Here is a 16,779-nt window from a genome sequence, read left to right as displayed (position 1 = left end):
TTACCGCCGCCACCAGCGACGGCGCGGCTTCGCGGGAGCTTCGGGAGGGGCGGATGCCGCGGCCCGCGCCGCGCGCCGTTCCCGCCAGGCCGCGACCTCGGCGTCGGGGTCGCGGGTCGGGGTGACGACGGGCGGTCCGCCCTGCAGCTGCCTGCGCGCCTCGACGACGCGGCGCGAGAAGTCGGCGGTGTACTCGCGGACGTCCTCTTCGCGGTGGAAGGCGTCGACGCGGTCTTCGAACTCGGCGTGCTCGATCCGCAGTCGCAGAGCGGGCGGGCCGAGGCCGGAGAGCTGCTCGGTGCGGATCTTCCGCTTGATCCACCAGTCCGGATCGTGCGAGCCGCCCAGGCCTTCGAGGGGCTTGCCGGCGCCAGGGAGGTCGTCGAAGTCGCCGCGCCGGATGGCCTGCTGGATCGCGGTCTCGACGTACATCGCGCGCTCCGTGCCGGTGGGCGTCCCGGCGTGACGCTCCGGTTCGGCGGGCGGCTCCTCGCCGTTCTCCTGCGCCGCCTTTTCGACGCGATAGCGCGCCGCAGTGAGGCGGGGGTCGTCGTTCGCGGCTCGGTCGTCGGCCATTCCTCCAGCGTAGGACGGGCGGGCGTTGTGTGGATGTTGCCCGGTATGCATATACTCAGAAAACACATACCCGGTATGCAGCGAGGAGTCCCGATGTCGGTACGACAGAGCCTGCTGGCGATCCTGGATCAGGGTCCCTGCTACGGCTATCAGCTGCGCGCGGAGTTCGACCGCCGCACCGGATCGACCTGGCCACTCAACGTGGGTCAGATCTACAATACGCTCGACAGGCTCGAGCGCGACGGGCTCGTCGAGAAGGGCGACGTCGACGAGCAGGGTCACGTCTACTGGCAGATCACGGATGCCGGATCCGCCGAGGTGCAGGCCTGGCTCGACGCTCCCGTCGAGCGCACGCAGGGGACGCGCGACGAGCTGGCCATCAAGCTCGCCGTCGCCGCGACCCTGCCGGGCGTCGACCTCGGCGCCGTCATCCAGCGACAGCGTTCCGCGTCGCTGCGCCAGCTCCAGGAGCTCAACCGAGCGAAGTACGCCGGTTCGAACCCGGACGGTCCCGAAGAACTCGCGTGGTCTCTCGTCGTGGATTCGATGATCTTCGCGGCAGAGGCCGAGACCCGATGGCTCGATCACACCGAGCAGCGCCTCGCGCGGCATCCGCACCGCACGATGGGGCTCGAGCTGTCCACAGAGACTCCCAAACGGGGGAGGCCCGCCAAATCCGAGGCGAGCGACACCGAGGCGGTCGTCGGATGAGCGCCGCCGTCCTGCAGCTGGTGGGGGTCACGCAGCAGTACGGCGAGGGCGAGACGAGCGTCTCAGCACTGTCGGGCGTCGATCTGACGGTCGACAAGGGTGAGCTCGTCGCGATCATGGGAGCGTCCGGTTCGGGCAAATCCACGCTCCTGTCGATCGCGGGCGGGTTGCAGAAGCCCACCAGCGGCGAAGTCGTCGTCGAGGGGACCTACCTCTCGACGGCGACACGTCGCGATCTCGCGCAGCTCCGGCGGCGCTCCCTGGGGTTCGTCTTCCAGGACTTCAATCTCATCCCGACCCTCACGGCCGTCGAGAACGTGACGCTGCCGCTCGAGCTCGACGGCTTCCGGGCCCGGGTGGCGCGCCGTGCGGGTCGGGATGCACTCGCCTCGGTCGGACTCGAGGACAAGCTCGACTCCTACCCCGACGACCTCTCAGGAGGTCAGCAGCAGCGCGTCGCGATCGCCCGTGCCGTCGTCGGCGGGCGCCGGCTGATCCTCGCCGACGAACCGACGGGCGCGCTCGACTCGGTGACCGGTGAAGCGGTGATGAAGATGATTCGCCACCGCGTCGACCAGGGGGCCGCCGGCATCCTCGTCACGCATGAGCCGCGCCACGCGGCGTGGGCCGACCGCATCGTGTTCCTCCGTGACGGCCGCATCATCGACGAGACCCAGCGTCACGGCGCCGACGCGCTGTTGTCGGACGCGCGATGACGACCTTGCGGGACCGGCCCCGCGCGGATGCCGGGGCGCGGCGTCGAGCCGAGCGGCCGAAGCCCTCGCGCACGGCACGGATGCGGGTGTCCGCGCGCATCGCGCGTCGCCAGGTGCGCCGCGCGTGGGTGTCGTCGCTGCTGATCATGTCGCTCATCGCCCTGCCGATCGCCGGGATGGCGGGGGTGGCAGTGTTCGTGAACAGTTCGATGTCGACGGCCGCCGAGCGTGTGTCGGTCGACCTCGGTCGGATGGAGGCGTGGGTCGCGCCCCTCGGCGCTGCGGATGCCGGGTTCTGGCAGGTCCCGACCGACCCGTACTCGTCCGGATACGGCAGCGGGTGGCCGACCGGGGAGGAACAGATCACCGACGTCGAGCCGCCCTCGTCGCTGCCCGCCGGCACGGAGATCGTGAAAGTCTCGGAAGGGCGCGAACGCGTCACGACGGTCACGGGGCTCGCCGCCGTGCCCGCATGGGCGGGCGACATCGGCGACCCTCGGTTCGCCGGGCGCTTCGAGGTGACCTCCGGCAGGGCGCCGACGACGGCGGACGAGGTCATGGTCACCCCCGCGACACTCGAGCGGGTTGGGGTGTCGCTGGGCGGTCGACTCGAACTCGTCGACTCGGCGACGTCGTTCACCATCGTCGGAACGTTCGACGACGCGACGCGCCCCGACGCCGACAGTGCGGTGGCGTTCGCCGACGCCGACCGTTACGACGAAGCGAAGTGGTATCTCCCCGAGACCCCGATCTCGTGGTCGCAGATCCAGGCGCTCAACACGGACGGTCTGGGCGTCTACTCGCGCGAGGTCGTGCTCGATCCGCCGAGCTTCACCTATCCCGACGGCAGCGAGCCGTGGACCGCTGAGACCAGCGAGACGCAAGGGCTCCTCGCGCTCGCCAGTGCGCTCGCTGCGGGCGGCCTCGCGGCGGGATACATGGTCGTGATGCTGGCGGGCGCGGCATTCGCGGTGAGCGCGCGGCGTCAGCAGCGTGCGCTTGCGATCGCCGCGAGCGTCGGGGCGGAGCCGCGTGATCTGCGCAGCGTCGTCCTGCTCCAAGGCACGGTCCTCGGGCTGGTCGGCGGGCTCGTCGGCATGTTCGCCGGCATCGGACTCGCCGCCGTGGTCATGCGGATCGCCGACAACGGTTCCGCCACGCAGTTCTGGGGGTTCCATGTTCCCTGGGTCCTGCTGGTCGGCATCCTCGTCTTCGCGATGCTGGTCGGCACCGCGTCCGCCTTCGTCCCGGCGCGCTCGGTGGGCCGGTCCGACACGATCAGCGCGCTCCGCGGAGCGCGGCGCCCGCAGCGGGTGGGCGCGTCTCGTCCCCTCTGGGGTTCGCTCCTCATCCTCATCGGCGCGGCCGTCACAGTGCTCTGCGGCCTGGCTGCCGCAGCGGTCGCTACCGACATCAGTCTGGCCTGGGACTCGCCGTTGCGCTGGCTGCCCACGATCGGGATCATCGCAGGCCCCGTGCTCGCGCAGGTCGGCATCCTCATCTCGGGCCGGTGGCTGCTCTGGCTCGCCTCGCGTCTGCTGTCGCGTCTCGGGATCGCGGCGCGCCTCGCCGCGAGGGACGCGGTGGCCAACGGCGCGCGGACCGTGCCGGCCTTCGCGGCGATCGGTGCGACGGTCTTCGTCGGGGTCTTCGCCGTCGGCCTTGGAATGATGGCGGCGGGTCAATCGGAGCGGACCTACTCCTACACCGCCCCGCTCGGGACGGCCTACGCCGACATCTCCTCCTCGACCGAAACGCCGCTCACCCCGGATGAGGTGGCGTCCGCAACCGACGAGATCGAGAGCGCGCTCCGCACATCGGGTGCGACCGAGACCGCCCTGGTCCAACGACAGACGGCGGTGTGGGCGGAGAACGAGAACGACATCCCCGCGGACGCCGAGCGAGCCGTTGCCGTCACGCCGAACTCTTTCCTCATCGGGCAGAACGACCTGCAGGGCGGCTGGACTCACTTCGGCGACCCGAGCAACAACCTTCAGATCATCGCCCCGGATGACCTCCCGATCGTGATGGGGATCAGTCTGTCCGCATCCGATCGGGCGGCGTACCTCGACGGCGCCGCTCTCGTCGCCGACGAACGGCTCATCGTCGACGGTGCGATTGAGGTCGCATCCTGGCCGGAGCGGGCCTGGCAGTCCGGTCGCGCCCCGGACAATGCTTATGTACCGGCCTCGGGGCAGGACCTGGACGAGCCGTCGTGGCGACGGCAGGTCCCCGCGATCGGCGTCGACGCACGTGAGCAGGGAGTCGCCGTCGCGATCGCGCCGGCCACCGCCGGGGAGTTGGGGCTGCGCGTCGCCGTCTCCGGCGTCTACGCCGCGTTCCCCGGTGACGTCGACGTCGCGACCAGCGACCGACTCAACGCGCTCTCGGAGTCGATGAGCACTGAGACGTACAGCGTCTGGATCTATCGCGAGACCGGTCCCGCCGACCCGTCCATCTGGCTCGTCCCCCTCCTAGCCGCCGTCGCCGTCCTCGTCCTCGGCGCGAGCGCCGTCGCCCTCGGACTCGCTCGTTTCGAGCGGCGGCCCGACGACGCGACGCTCGCCGCGGTCGGCGGCACGCCCGGCCTCCGGCGCCGCATCGGACTCTGGCAGGGTCTCGTGATCGCGGGGTTCGGGACCTTCGCGGGCGCCACGGCCGGCATCCTGCCGCCCACCGGCTTCTGGCTGCAGTCGCAGACGTCTCATGAGCCGATGAGCCTCGCCGACATTCCGTGGTGGCTGCTCGCCGTGCTCGCTGTGGCTCTGCCGGTCGGCATCGCCGCCGTGAACTGGCTCGTCCCGCCGCGGGAGCCCGAGCTCACGCGGCGCAACGTCATCGCCTGAGCCGGGGCGACCCGCTCAGCGCATCGTGTTCAGGATGCCGACGAGGTCCTCGAACGTCGTGCGGGGGTTCAGGATCGCGAAACGGGCGTTGGTGCGGCCGGCGTGGCTCGACGGCGTGACGAAGGCGTGCTGGTCGTCGAGCAGACGGTTCGACCAGGCGGTGTAGTCGTCCTTGGTCCACCCGCGCCGCTCGAAGACGACGACGCTCAGCTGCGGATGCCGCACGAGCTCGAACTCGTCGCGCGACTCGATCTCGGCGGCGATCCGTTCGGCCAGCGTGATCGATGACGTGATCGCCTCGCGGTAGACCTCGGCGCCATAGGTCGCGAGCGAGAACCACAGCGGCAGGCCGCGTGCTCGGCGCGTGAGGTGCGCGGCGAAGTCCGACGGGCTCCAGTCGCTCGTCTCGGTGAGGGTGTCGAGGTACTCGGCGTGCTGCGTGTGCGCGCGACGGCCGAGTTCGGGGTCGCGGTAGAGCAGGGCGCACGCGTCGAACGGTGCGAACAGCCACTTGTGCGGGTCGACGATGAGCGAGTCGGCGTGCTCCAAACCGGCGAAGTAATGCCGCGCCTCGGGCGACAGCGCGGCAGCGAGACCGTAGGCGCCGTCGACGTGCAGCCACACGCCGAACTCGCGGGTGACCTCGGCGACCGAGGCGATGTCGTCGACGATGCCGAAGTTCGTGGACCCCGCCGTGGCGACGACCGCGAACACGCTGTCGCCGTGCTCCTCGAGCGCGGCGCGCACCGCATCTCCGCGCAGCACACCCCCGGCATCCGGAGCGACGGGGACGACCTCGACATCCATGACGCGGGCCGCCGACGCGATCGAGGAGTGCGCCTCGGCCGAGCAGACCACGCGCCAGCGGTCGGGACGGATGCCGCGTTCCCGGGCGGTCTCCCGTGCGGCCACGAGCGCCGACAGGTTGCCGAGCGTCCCGCCCTGCACGAACACACCGCCGGCGGTCGCGGGCAGGCCGAACTCGTTCGCGAGCCAGCGGAGCACCTCGTTCTCGGCGTGGACGGCGCCCGCGCCTTCGAGCCAGGACCCGCCGTAGAGCGCGCTCGCCGAGACGACGAGGTCGAACGCCGCGGCTGCCTTCGACGGCGCACTGGGGATGAACGACAGATACCGCGGGTCGTCGGTCGTGATGCAGGCCGGCGCCAGGACATGCTCGAAGACGCCCAGCGCCTTGCGCGCGCCGATGCCCTGCTCGCTGATCGTCACACCCGCGAGGCGGGCGAGCTCGGCCGGGGGCAGCGGCTTGTCGAGCGGGTTGTCGTCGGTGAGCAGCCGCTGCCGGGAGTAGTCGAGGACGAGGTCGACGATCTGACGGGTCTCGTCGGTCACATCGTGCATGCGTGCGGGCTGGGTCATCGGGTCTCCGAGGTGGTGCGGGGGAGCGCGGGTGTGCGCGGCGGCGGCGTCCGGCGGGTACCCAGACGTTCGAAGGCTACGCCGAGGCGGAGCAGGGTGGAATCGTCGTAGGCGCGCCCGGCGAAGGTGAGGCCCACCGGCATCCGGATATCGGTCATCGTGCCCATCGGGACGGTGACGGTGGGGATGCCGAGGTGTCGGATCGCGAGGTTGCCGTTGGCGATCCACACACCGTTGCGCCACCCGAGGTCGGCCGAGGCGGCATTCACGTCCATGTCGGCGGGGCCGACGTCGGCGACGGCGGGGAAGATGACGGCGTCGAGGCCGTCGGCATCCATCCATTCCTCCAGGTCGGTGCGGCGGACATCTTCGAGTGCGCGGAGGCCGTCAGCCAGCTCGGGCATGTCATCGAGCGTCGCGCCGGGGTGCGATCGCACCCAGTTGGGGTACTCGCCGATGTCGTCGTCGAAGCCGGTGTAGCGGTCGGGGAGGGCGCCGGGCGGATGCGGGAAGATCGTCGCGCCGTCGACGTCTGCGAGTGACGAGAGTGCGGGATCGCCGTTCGCGTCGAGGAAGTCCTCCCACGCCCACGCCGACAGGTCGACGATCTCGCGGTCCAGGTATCCCGCCGGGAGGCGGTCCTCGATCGTCCTGGCGCCCACGCGGTCTCCCTCGTAGTCGCTCACGACGGGGAAGTCGACCTCGACGACGGTCGCTCCCGCAGCCTCGAGGTCGGCACGGGCCGCGCGCCACAGCTCGAGCACCGACTCCCGCGGCTCGATCCGCTGACCGGTCGGGCCGCCGATGCCCGTGCCGGTCCCGGCATCCGGGTCCTCACCGATGTACATGCGCGGGATGCCGAGGCGCACCCCGTCGAGCGAGGCGCCCTGCGCGAGCGCCGGGTATGACGAGGGCCGCACGCTCGACGCGGCGGGGAGCTCGACCCAAGGCTGGACGCGCCAGAAGTCGCCTCGCGCCTCGGGATCGTCGGCGACGACGACGTCGAGCACCTCGAGCAGGTCGGCCATCGTGCGCGTGTGCGGCACGACGACATCCATCGTCGGGACGAGCGGCCAGTTGCCGCGCACCGAGATGACCCCGCGCGACGGGGTGTAGGCGCAGAGCGCGTTGTTCGACGCGGGGCCGCGACCCGACGACCAGGTCTCCTCGCCTAGGCCGAACGCGGCGAAGCTCGCGGCCGTCGCGGTGCCCGAGCCGTTCGACGAGCCGCTCGCGAACGGAGCGGTGAGCCAGTCCGCGTTGTAGGGGCTCTCGGCGCGGCCGTAGACCCCACGCTGCATACCGCCGTTCGCCATCGGGGGCATGTTCGTGAGGCCGAGGCAGATCGCCCCGCCGGCGCGGAGCCGTTCGATCGTGAACGCGTCGCGCTGAGCGACGAGCTCCGCGAACGCGGGGGAGCCGGCCGCAGCGGTGAGACCGCGCACGAGGTAGCTGTCCTTCGCGGTGTACGGGATGCCGTCGAGCGGGCCGAGCGTCTCGCCGCGGGCGCGACGGGCATCGGATGCCGCGGCCTCGGCGCGCGCGTCGGGATTGCGGACGACGACGGCGTTCAGCGCCGTCTCGGTGTCGGGTCCGTCGTACGCGTCGATCCGTGCGAGGTAGGCGTCGACGAGCCCGACCGCTGTGGTCTCGCCGGATTCCAGCGCCGCGCGCAGGTCGGCGATCGAGGCTTCGACGACGTCGATCATCGGGTCACCTTCGGCTGCTGCTGCGTGATGCAGTGGATGCCGCCGCCGCGGGCGAACAGGCCGCGGGCATCGACCGTGACGACCCTGCGGCCCGGGTACGCCATCGCGAGGATCTCCCTCGCCTCGGCATCCGCCCGCTCCTCGCCGAACCCGCACGCGATGACGCCGCCGTTCACGACGAGGTGGTTGACGTAGCTCCAGTCGACGGGGCCGTGCGCGTCGGTGAGGGTCTCGGGTGCGGGGAGCGACACGATCTCGAAGCGGCGACCGGCGGCATCCGTCTGCGCCTCCAGTTCTCGGCGCAGCGTTGCGGTCACGGCGTGATCGGGGTGCGCGGGATCGCGCTGATCGTGGAGCAGGATGCGGCCCGGCGAGGGGATCGTCGCGACGATGTCGACGTGCCCGTTGGTGCCGAGGTCGTCGTAGTCGCGGGTGAGCCCCTGAGTCAACCACACGGCGTGGGTCGCGCCGAGGGTGCGTGCCATCTCGGCTTCGATGCGCGCGCGGTCGGCAGTGGGGTTGCGTCGCGGGTCGAGCTGCACGGTCTGCGTGAGCAGGACGGTGCCCTCGCCGTCGACGTGGATGCCGCCACCCTCGTTGACGATGTCGGAGGGGATCAGCTCGGCACCGACCTCGCCGGCGATCCTCCGGGCGTGGGCCGCCGACTTCTGCCACTCCGCCCAGTCGGGGGCGCCCCACCCGTTGAAGATCCAGTCGACGGCGCCGAGGGCGCCGGGCCGCTCGTCGTCGACGACGAAGGTGGGGCCGTGGTCCCGCATCCAGAACTCGTCCACGGGGGCCTCGACGATCGTCACCTCGCCCGGCAGCATGCGCCGCGCGCGGGCCGTCTCGGTCGGATCGACGACCATGGTCACCGGCTCGAAGCCCGCCACCGCGGCGGCGACGGCCGTCCAGGTCGCGTAGCCCTCTTCGCGCTCGGAATCGGTGTCGCCGAGGGTGAAGCCCTCACGCGGGAAGGCCATCCAGGTGCGCTCGTGCGCGGCGGTCTCGCTCGGCATGCGCCAGGCCATGGCGGGCTCCTCGATCCTCGGGTACCTTATTGATCGTTTGATCAACAAGGGGAGGCTACCGAGTCGATGTCTCAGGCGTCAACTGCCCGCCGGGCCCGGAAGAGCCCCGCCGAGCGTCGCGAAGAGATCGCCCTCGCCGCTCGAGAGATCGCGCTCGCGGACGGTCTCGACGCCGTCACCCTGCGCGCGGTCGCCGCCCGGGTCGGCGTCGCGCCCGGCCTCGTCGCGCACCACGCCGACGGGATGGACGCGCTGGTGGCTGAGGCTTTCGGCGCTGTCGTCGCCGAGGAGCTCGCCGCGGTGCTGGCCGCGATGCGGGTGACGGATGCCGCGACGACGCGCCTCGGCATCCTGCTCGACACCGTCTTCGGAGACGAGCCGAACGACGTCACCCTCATCTGGGTACAGGGGTGGGCGCTGGGCACCCGCAACGAGGAGCTCGCCGTGCGGGTGCGCGCCGAGATGGACGCGTGGCAGCGCGCGCTCGCCGCCGAGATCGACCGCGGCCGCGAGCGCGGCGAGTTCGGTGCGATCGACGCCGACGCGATCGCCTGGCACCTGCTCGCGATCATCGACGGCCTCGGCGCGCAGGGTCTCGTGCGCTGGCGCGCCGACCCCGCGCGCACCGACCTCACCCGCCGCGCGCTCGCCGCGCTGCTCGGCGTCGCGCCCGACGCATTGCGCGGCTGAGCCGTCGCCGAGGCGTCGCAGATGGTCGTCCCGCCGCCTTCACCGCGACCATCTGCGACTCCTCGACCGGCCGGTCACTCCTCGGGGCGGGAGACGTCGATGGTGACGAAGGTGGTTCCGGGCACGGGCCGGACCTCCCACGTCGCGCCGTCCAGCGCGCCGGGCGTGAGGCCGAACCGGTCCTCGATGCCGGCCTGATTCAGTCCGCGCAGGTCTGCCGCCTCGCCGCTGGGAGCGAGGAACTCCATGTCACCGCGGCTCTTCTTGCCGTACGCGTCGGGGTTGTCCTGCCCGATGGCATCCTCGTACAGCTCCTCGACGACCTGCCCCGGGATCTTCTTCGGCGTGCCGAGCACGTCGTCCAGCACCTCGCGCGGGGTCTCGCGCACAGCCTTGCCGACCGAGGTTCCGAGGTCGTTCGCGACGTTGTAGTCCGGCGCGGCGTGGCGCCCGGTGCGGCCGAGCTGGTCGACTCCGCGACTGACATCCGTGAGCATGTCGTACTTCGCGGCGTGGGTGGCGACGGGTGCGTCGCGCCGGTGCTGCCCGGCGTCGGCGCTGTTGCGTCGGTCTGTGCCCCGGATGCGTGCGGCGTCCGCGCGGTGCTTGCCGCCGCGCTTGCGGAACGCGCCCCCGAACCCCTTCTTGAACTCGCGACCCGCGCCGTCGACGGCGTCGACGATCTCGCGCATGAGGCTCTTCATGGTCATGTCAGTCTCCCGAGATCTGCAGGTTGGCGAGGTCGGCGAGGAGCCGATCGGTGCGGTCCTCGATGTCGACGGCCTGCGCGTCCATCTCGTCGGCGGCTGCTTCCAGCGCCTCGAGGTCGGCTTCGAATTCGTCCACGTCGCCGATGGCACCCTCCACGACGGGGGCGTCCATGAGGGCCATGACGATCACCGGGACCTGCTCGGCGAGCGGCTCGACCGCCAGCGGCAGCACCTCGTTGATCACCTGCTCGATCGTCGCTTCCATGGCCATGGAGAGGAGCTTCTTGCGTGCGAGCAGCAGCAGCGCCGCGCCGCCGGCGCCGAGCGGGCCTGCGGCGAGCAACGGCACGAGCTGCATGAGGGTCAGGGTCACCTCGGCGATGACCTTGATCTTCATCGCGAGGACGATGCCACCCGCGATGTCGATCCCCGTCGCTGCGGGGCCGAGCACATCGAGGAGCTTCTGCATGTTGTCGGAGCGGTTTCGATTCCACCCCTCGACCTGCGCCGTGCCGGCGTTGCCCTGCAGCGCCGTGGCCAGGTCGCCGTTCACGCGACTGTCGACGGCTTGGATGATCGACTCCATGTCGTCGCGGTACCCGCGCACGAGGTCGGCTGCCTTGTGGACCTCGTCCTCGTCGATGTCGGGCCACTCGAGCCCCATCTTGTCCATGATCCAGATCAACTCATTGGGCAACATCATCCCCACGGCGACCACCTCCGCCATCGACAGTAGCCACGGCACACCCTCGGCCGCGATGGGGAGAACGCCCCATCGACGGCGACCATGAGCGAGGTCTCGACCCGACGGAAACGGCGATCATCCGCGATGAATGGATGCCGCTTGCGTCGGGTCGGGGGTGTCAGGCGCCGCTGAGCTCGCGCAGGGTGTTCTCGGCGGGCACGCGGTCGTCGCGGTAGTAGGCGATGAACAGCTCTGCGGCCTCATCGAGGGTGAGCACCTCGTGCGCATGGACCGTCGTGCTGCGTCGCCCGCTGTCCCAGTGGATCGTCTCGGTGGGTTCTCCCGGCGAGGGCTTACCGGGCTTGCCGACGGTGTACTGGTGCGCCGTGCCGGTGGCGTCGGTCGAACGGACCTCGACCGTCACGCCTACGGCTTCACCGGCGCATTGGATGTAGTTCTCCGAGGGAGGCAGGCTCGCGCGCAGGTTGGCGCCCTCGGGCGCGCGCCACAGGCTGAGCGCCCAGAAGGAGGAGCCGTCCATCTGCGTCAGGGTGAACCGGAGCTGGTCCTCGAATGACCGCAGATTGTCGATCAGGGGGAATCTGCTGGAGCCGTTCTCCTGGAGGATGTGCGTCGGCGTGGTCACGGAGCTCCTTCAGGTCGGCGTGGTCATGGAACTTCCTGCCGAACACTTGCACAATCCTGACCCGGGCGCCTCGCTGCGACGCCTCATAACAACTTTTCAGGATGCCGCTCGTCGCCCGGAATCCTGCGGGACGCGTGGGCTGGTCACCGTCCGGTCGGCGGCTGCTGCGGCATCCGATCCAATCCGATCTGCGGCCCTGACCGGACAACCGATCGTGCGAAAGCCGCACTGAAGGAAGGAAAACACACCATGCGTACCAACCTGAAGCGGACCATCGTCCTCGGCTCGACCGGCCTCGCGGCCGTCGCTCTCACCGCCGGATTCGCCCTCCCGGCGAACGCCGCGCAGAGCGAGGACACCACCACCACAACCACGGCGGCCGAGGGATTCACCGACTTCCTCAACGCCAACAAGGCTCTCGAGAGCTCCATCGGCTCGCTGCTCGACGGTCCCCTCCTGGGCGACGTCTCTACGGGCGACCTGTCCGTCGGTGACATCGGCTCCGGCAACGACGCCCCCATCGGCTCGGGCAACGACGTGAGCGCTCCGCTCGGCTCGGGCAACGACACGAAGGTCGACGCGCCGCTCGGCTCGGGCAACGAGGTCGGCAACGGCAACGACGTGGGCTCGGGCAACACGACCGACGTCTCGCCCAAGACCGACGTCTCGCCCAAGGCCGACGTCGCCCCGAAGACCGATGTCTCCCCGAAGACGGATGTCTCGGGTGAGGTTGGCGACGTCTCGAGCGATGTCTCCTCGAAGACCGGCGACCTCGTCAAGGACATCACCGGTGACGTCGACAGCACGGTCGGCGACGTCTCCTCGAGCGTGAACGACCTCGTCGACGGCGTTCTGGGCAACTGATTGCCTACGCGCGGTAGACCCGCACACCCACGCACATGCCGGGGCCTCGTTCGACGGGGCTCCGGCATCGTCGCGTCGGGCGTCGTAGGGTCGGGGCATGACGCGTGCGCGACTGATCAGCCCTGCAGAGCTCGACAACATGATCCGGGATGCCGCTCCCCTCACGGTCCTCGACGTCCGGTGGCGACTCGACCGCCCCGACGGGCGCGACGACTACGAGGCGGGTCACATCCCGACCGCGGTGTACGTGAGCCTCGACGACGAACTCGCCGCCCATGGCGCGCCCGAGGACGGCCGGCATCCGCTGCCCGAGATCGCCGACCTGCAGACGGCCGCGCGGCGCTGGGGCGTCGACCGCGGCGACACCGTCGTCGTCTACGACGACTGGCAGACGTTCGGAGCCTCGCGTGCCTGGTGGGTGTTGACGGATGCCGGTGTGCCCGACGTCCGCGTCCTCGACGGCGGCCTGCAGGCCTGGCGCGACGCCGGGCTTGCGCTCGAGTCAGGGACGGTCCACGCCGCCCGCGGAGACGTCGCGCTCACCCCGCGGCACCTCACCCGCCTCGACATCGACGAGGCCGCGGAGCTGCCGACCAGCGGCATCCTGTTCGACGTCCGTGCGCCCGAGCGCTACCGGGGCGACGTCGAACCCATCGATCCGCGGGCCGGTCACATCCCGGGCGCGGTGAACGCACCCACCGGCGGCAACGTCGACGAGCACGGTCGGTTCCGTTCGCCGGAGGAACTGCGCGCACGCTACGAGGCGCTCGGCGTCACGGGCGACACGACCGTCGGCGTCAGCTGCGGCTCGGGGGTGTCGGCCGCGCAGGCGGCGTTCGCGCTCAGCCTCGCCGGCATCGACGCCGCGCTGTACGGCGGATCGTGGAGCCAGTGGTCGAACCACCCCGACCGCCCCGTCGCGACCGGCGATCAGCCCTGACCGAGCACCGACGCCGCCGCGCGCTCGCCTGACACGAGGGCGCCTGCGATCGACGGCGTCTCGCGGTGATCGCCCGCGACGACCACCCGCTCCGACAGTCTCACCGGGGATGCATGCCGCATCGGCGGCGCGAACGCGGGCAGCGCGTGCGGGATGTCGTCGCGTCGCAGCAGCTCCCACGTCGCCGCCTCGCCGCCCCACATCCGCGCGAGCTGCGCGCGCACGCTCGTCTCGTCGGCGGCATCCCGCAACAGGCAGCTCGCGGCGACGAGGTGCCTCCCCGCGGGCGCGTACCCGGGAGCGGTGCGTGACATCACGACGCTGTTCACGATCGGACCCGCGCGCTCGCCGTCGACCGCGAGCAGAGCGGATGCCGGTGCCTCCGGTCCCGTTCCGAACCACCACGTCTGCAGACCCCGCATCGGCGGCGCCGGCTCGCCCGTCAGCCGCGACAGGTGCTCACCGCCGACCGCGACGATCACCTCGCGCGCCGCCACGGGCTCCGCGCCGCCGAGGTCGACCCGGTCGCCGTTCACCGTCACGCCGTCGACCGGATGCGACAGTCGGATCTCCGCGCCCGCCGCGCGCGCGAGCTCGTCGAGCCGCCGCGGCAGCGCGGCGACACCCGCCGCCGGAACGCCCGGCCGCCCGAGCGCGAACAGCCGCGCGATCAGCGTCGCGTAGGCCGCCGAGGTCGCGGCGCCGTCGTCGGCGAGCACTCCGGTCAGGAACGGCTCGAGCACCGACCGCCGCAGCGGCCCCGTGAGGCCGACGCGGTCCCACGCCTCGTGCAGCGTCTCATCCGGGCCGTGGGCGACGGATGCCGGTCGCACAAGCCCCGGCAGCAGCCACCGCACGGCGCCCACGACGTCCGCCGGCGTCACGAGGCCCGACAGCGCGCCCGCGATCGTGGCGGGCAGCATCCCGGGGTGGCGCACGGGGTGAGCGAGGACGTTCGACCGGGCGCCACGCACCACGCGGACGCCGACGGGGAACGGCCGCAGATCGAGGTCGGCGGGGTCGACCGCGCGGGCCAGCGCGTCATAACGGGGATTGATCACCTGGAACCCGCGGTCGAGCAGGAACCCGTCGACGCGGTCGGTCCGCTGTCGGCCGCCCACCTCGTCCTGCGCCTCGAGCACGACGACGTCCCGCCCGGCGCGGGCGAGCAGGGTGGCGGCGCGGAGCCCCGCGAGACCCGCGCCGACGACCGCCACATCATGGACCGCGCTCATGCCCACAGCCTGGCACGGCGCGCGGGCGCGGCATCCGTAGTTGAATCGGAGGATGCGAGCTGCTTACATGTACGGCCCCGGTGACGTCCGCGTGGTCGACGCACCCGAGCCCCGGATCGAACAGCCCACCGACGCCGTGCTCCGCACCGTCGTGGCGTGCGTGTGCGGCAGCGACCTGCACCCGTACCACTCCATGCAGCCGAACGACGCGGGCCGCTCGATGGGGCACGAGATGATCGGCGTGGTCGAAGAGGTCGGCGCCGACGTCCGCACCGTCTCGCCGGGTGACGTCGTCATCGTGCCGTTCGTCTTCTCGTGCGGCGAGTGCGAGTTCTGCCGAGCGGGCCTGCAGACCTCGTGCGTGAACGCGGGCACCACGAAGCCCACGGGAGCCGGCGGCGCGCAGGCCGAACGCCGCCGCGCCCCCTTCGCCGACGGCACGCTGTACCGCGTTGACGTCGCCGAGGACGACGAGCGGATGCCGGGGCTCCTCACGCTGAGCGACGTGTACGGCACGGGCTGGCACGCCGCGGTCACCGGTGGTGTGGAACCCGGCAAGGACGTGGTGGTGATCGGCGACGGTGCCGTGGGCCTGCTCGCCGTCCTGTCTGCGCGGCAGCTCGGCGCGGAGCGCATCATCCTCATGGGCCGTCACGAGGCGCGCACCGACCTCGGCCGCCGTTACGGTGCGACCGACGTCGTCGCCGAGCGCGGCGACGAGGGGGTCGCGGCCGTCCGCGAGCTCACGGGCGGGCTCGGCGCGCACGTCGTCATCGACGCCGTCGGCCACCTCCCCGCCCACGAGCAGGCGCTCGGCGCGGTGCGCGCGGGCGGCACGATGTCGCGCGTCGGCGCCCCGCAGTACACCGAGGCGCCGCTGCAGCGCGTGCAGTTCGAGAAGAACGTCACCGTCACCGGCGGCGTCGCGCCGGTCCGCGCCTACATCGACGAACTCCTCCCGGGAGTCCTCGACGGTACAGTCGATCCCGGGGCCGTCTTCGATCGCGAGCTGAGCCTCGGCGAGGCCGCTGACGGCTATCGCCTGATGGATGACCGCGCCGCCCTGAAAGTGATGCTCCGCCCGTGACCACCGCCACCTCGCCCCTCTCCGGCACCCAGCACACGATCCGCTCCGGCGCCTACGAGGCGGTCATCGCCTCGACGGGCGCCTCGCTCCGTGTCCTCCGCCACGGCGACCGCGACCTCATCGTGTCGTTCGACGCCGACGAGGTGCGCCTCGACTACCGCGGCACGACCCTCGCCCCGTGGCCGAACCGCATCGTCGACGGCACCTACACGTTCGACGGTCAGGAGATCGTCGCCGCCCTCACCGAGCCCGAGCGTTCGCACGCCCTGCACGGCCTTGCCTCGTGGGTCGACTTCTCCGAGGTCGCGAGCACTGAGAGCAGCGTCACCCTGGCGACGACGATCGCGCCGCAGTCGGGGTACCCGTGGCGCGTGCGTGTCGAGACGACCTACGCGCTCGCCGACGACGGCCTCACCCAGACGGTGCGCGCCCGCAACCTCAGCGCGACGCCGGCCCCGTTCGGCACCGGCCCGCACCCGTACCTGAAGGCCGGCCCCGCACCGCTCGACGAATGGACGCTCGCGCTGCCCGCGGCATCCGTCCTCGAAGTCACGCCCGACCGGCTCAGCCCCGTCGCCCTTCACCCCGTCATTGACCACGACCCCGACCGGTTCGACCGTCGTGCGCCGCGGCCTCTCGGCGACGTCCAGTTGGACCACGCCTTCACAGACCTCGAGACGGATGCCGCCGGCACCGCTGTCCTGCGCCTCACCGATCCGTCGGGTGTCGGCGTCGAGGTCACGTGGGGTGCGGAGTGCCCGTGGGTGCAGGTCTACACCGGCGACAAGCCCGACGGCGCCGCGAACCCCGCGCACCGTAACGGCGTCGCCGTCGAGCCGATGACCTGCGCGCCCGACGCGTTCAACGCGGCCGCGTACGATTACGACGCGGGACTGCTGGTGCTCGAGCCGGGTGCCGAGTTCGCGGCATCCTGGCGCATCTCGGCCCTCTGAGGG

At 71.5% G+C, this 16,779-nt stretch carries 16 protein-coding genes; 8 read left to right on the top strand and 8 right to left on the bottom strand.

The window, feature by feature from the left end; translation table 11 throughout:
- A complete protein-coding gene (locus BLR68_RS13180) occupies nucleotides 1–576 on the bottom strand; it encodes a DnaJ family domain-containing protein (RefSeq protein WP_018185532.1) in 576 nt (191 codons plus the stop codon).
- A gap of 93 nt (nucleotides 577–669) precedes the next feature.
- Here BLR68_RS13180 and BLR68_RS13175 point away from each other — a divergent pair, with 93 nt between their 5' ends.
- The 3 genes from BLR68_RS13175 to BLR68_RS13165 are packed head-to-tail and all read left to right on the top strand — an operon-like array spanning nucleotide 670 to nucleotide 4,849.
- A complete protein-coding gene (locus BLR68_RS13175) occupies nucleotides 670–1,287 on the top strand; it encodes a PadR family transcriptional regulator (protein WP_018185531.1) in 618 nt (205 codons plus the stop codon).
- On the top strand, nucleotides 1,284–2,003 hold the full coding sequence (locus tag BLR68_RS13170; protein ID WP_018185530.1) for an ABC transporter ATP-binding protein: 720 nt from the start codon (nucleotides 1,284–1,286) through the stop codon (nucleotides 2,001–2,003). Before BLR68_RS13175 ends, BLR68_RS13170 begins: the two co-directional genes overlap by 4 nt.
- Nucleotides 2,000–4,849 (top strand): FtsX-like permease family protein, encoded by a 2,850-nt coding sequence (locus BLR68_RS13165; RefSeq protein WP_081626406.1) that lies wholly within the window; start codon nucleotides 2,000–2,002, stop codon nucleotides 4,847–4,849. Before BLR68_RS13170 ends, BLR68_RS13165 begins: the two co-directional genes overlap by 4 nt.
- A gap of 15 nt (nucleotides 4,850–4,864) precedes the next feature.
- On the opposite strand, the gene BLR68_RS13160 is transcribed toward BLR68_RS13165, so the two are convergent.
- Genes BLR68_RS13160 through BLR68_RS13150 form a run of 3 tightly spaced genes read right to left on the bottom strand, consistent with a single transcriptional unit; the run spans nucleotide 4,865 to nucleotide 8,966 of the window.
- Nucleotides 4,865–6,226, bottom strand: coding sequence for a pyridoxal phosphate-dependent decarboxylase family protein (locus tag BLR68_RS13160; protein ID WP_018185528.1), 1,362 nt, complete (start codon nucleotides 6,224–6,226; stop codon nucleotides 4,865–4,867).
- Nucleotides 6,223–7,935, bottom strand: a complete 1,713-nt coding sequence (locus tag BLR68_RS13155; RefSeq protein WP_018185527.1) for an amidase — start codon at nucleotides 7,933–7,935, stop codon at nucleotides 6,223–6,225. Before BLR68_RS13155 ends, BLR68_RS13160 begins: the two co-directional genes overlap by 4 nt.
- A complete protein-coding gene (locus BLR68_RS13150) occupies nucleotides 7,932–8,966 on the bottom strand; it encodes an agmatine deiminase family protein (RefSeq protein ID WP_018185526.1) in 1,035 nt (344 codons plus the stop codon). Before BLR68_RS13150 ends, BLR68_RS13155 begins: the two co-directional genes overlap by 4 nt.
- Nucleotides 8,967–9,032: 66 nt before the next feature.
- Between BLR68_RS13150 and BLR68_RS13145 the strand changes: the two genes are divergently transcribed.
- Nucleotides 9,033–9,656 (top strand): TetR/AcrR family transcriptional regulator, encoded by a 624-nt coding sequence (locus BLR68_RS13145; protein WP_018185525.1) that lies wholly within the window; start codon nucleotides 9,033–9,035, stop codon nucleotides 9,654–9,656.
- Nucleotides 9,657–9,730: 74 nt separating this feature from the next.
- Here BLR68_RS13145 and BLR68_RS13140 read toward each other — a convergent pair whose 3' ends face one another.
- From BLR68_RS13140 to BLR68_RS13130, 3 genes are all read right to left on the bottom strand, one after another.
- Nucleotides 9,731–10,366, bottom strand: coding sequence for a hypothetical protein (locus tag BLR68_RS13140; RefSeq protein WP_018185524.1), 636 nt, complete (start codon nucleotides 10,364–10,366; stop codon nucleotides 9,731–9,733).
- A 1-nt stretch (nucleotide 10,367) separates the two neighbouring features.
- Entirely contained in the window at nucleotides 10,368–11,069 is a 702-nt protein-coding gene (locus tag BLR68_RS13135; protein WP_026302753.1) for a WXG100-like domain-containing protein, read from the bottom strand.
- 160 nt (nucleotides 11,070–11,229) lie between these two features.
- Entirely contained in the window at nucleotides 11,230–11,697 is a 468-nt protein-coding gene (locus BLR68_RS13130; RefSeq protein ID WP_018185522.1) for a hypothetical protein, read from the bottom strand.
- A 249-nt stretch (nucleotides 11,698–11,946) separates the two neighbouring features.
- Between BLR68_RS13130 and BLR68_RS13125 the strand changes: the two genes are divergently transcribed.
- The gene (locus BLR68_RS13125) at nucleotides 11,947–12,561 is read left to right on the top strand and encodes a hypothetical protein (protein ID WP_018185521.1); all 615 of its coding nucleotides are present in this window, start codon (nucleotides 11,947–11,949) and stop codon (nucleotides 12,559–12,561) included.
- Between the two features lie 97 nt (nucleotides 12,562–12,658).
- Nucleotides 12,659–13,501, top strand: coding sequence for a sulfurtransferase (locus tag BLR68_RS13120; RefSeq protein ID WP_018185520.1), 843 nt, complete (start codon nucleotides 12,659–12,661; stop codon nucleotides 13,499–13,501).
- Here BLR68_RS13120 and BLR68_RS13115 read toward each other — a convergent pair.
- Nucleotides 13,492–14,736: an NAD(P)/FAD-dependent oxidoreductase gene (locus BLR68_RS13115; protein ID WP_018185519.1), complete on the bottom strand. Its 1,245-nt coding sequence runs from the start codon at nucleotides 14,734–14,736 to the stop codon at nucleotides 13,492–13,494. The two genes, BLR68_RS13120 and BLR68_RS13115, sit on opposite strands and share 10 nt — an antisense overlap.
- A gap of 52 nt (nucleotides 14,737–14,788) precedes the next feature.
- Here BLR68_RS13115 and BLR68_RS13110 point away from each other — a divergent pair, with 52 nt between their 5' ends.
- Together BLR68_RS13110 and BLR68_RS13105 are read left to right on the top strand one after the other, a co-directional pair.
- Nucleotides 14,789–15,823 (top strand): zinc-binding dehydrogenase, encoded by a 1,035-nt coding sequence (locus tag BLR68_RS13110; RefSeq protein ID WP_026302752.1) that lies wholly within the window; start codon nucleotides 14,789–14,791, stop codon nucleotides 15,821–15,823.
- On the top strand, nucleotides 15,820–16,776 hold the full coding sequence (locus tag BLR68_RS13105; protein WP_018185517.1) for an aldose 1-epimerase family protein: 957 nt from the start codon (nucleotides 15,820–15,822) through the stop codon (nucleotides 16,774–16,776). Before BLR68_RS13110 ends, BLR68_RS13105 begins: the two co-directional genes overlap by 4 nt.
- Nucleotides 16,777–16,779 lie beyond the last annotated feature (3 nt).

The sequence above is a fragment of the Microbacterium sp. 77mftsu3.1 genome, from assembly GCF_900100525.1.
Classification (GTDB): Bacteria; Actinomycetota; Actinomycetes; order Actinomycetales; family Microbacteriaceae; genus Microbacterium; species Microbacterium aquilitoris.
Note: the sequence above shows the minus strand (reverse complement) of the source record. Positions and strands in the feature narration are given on the sequence as shown.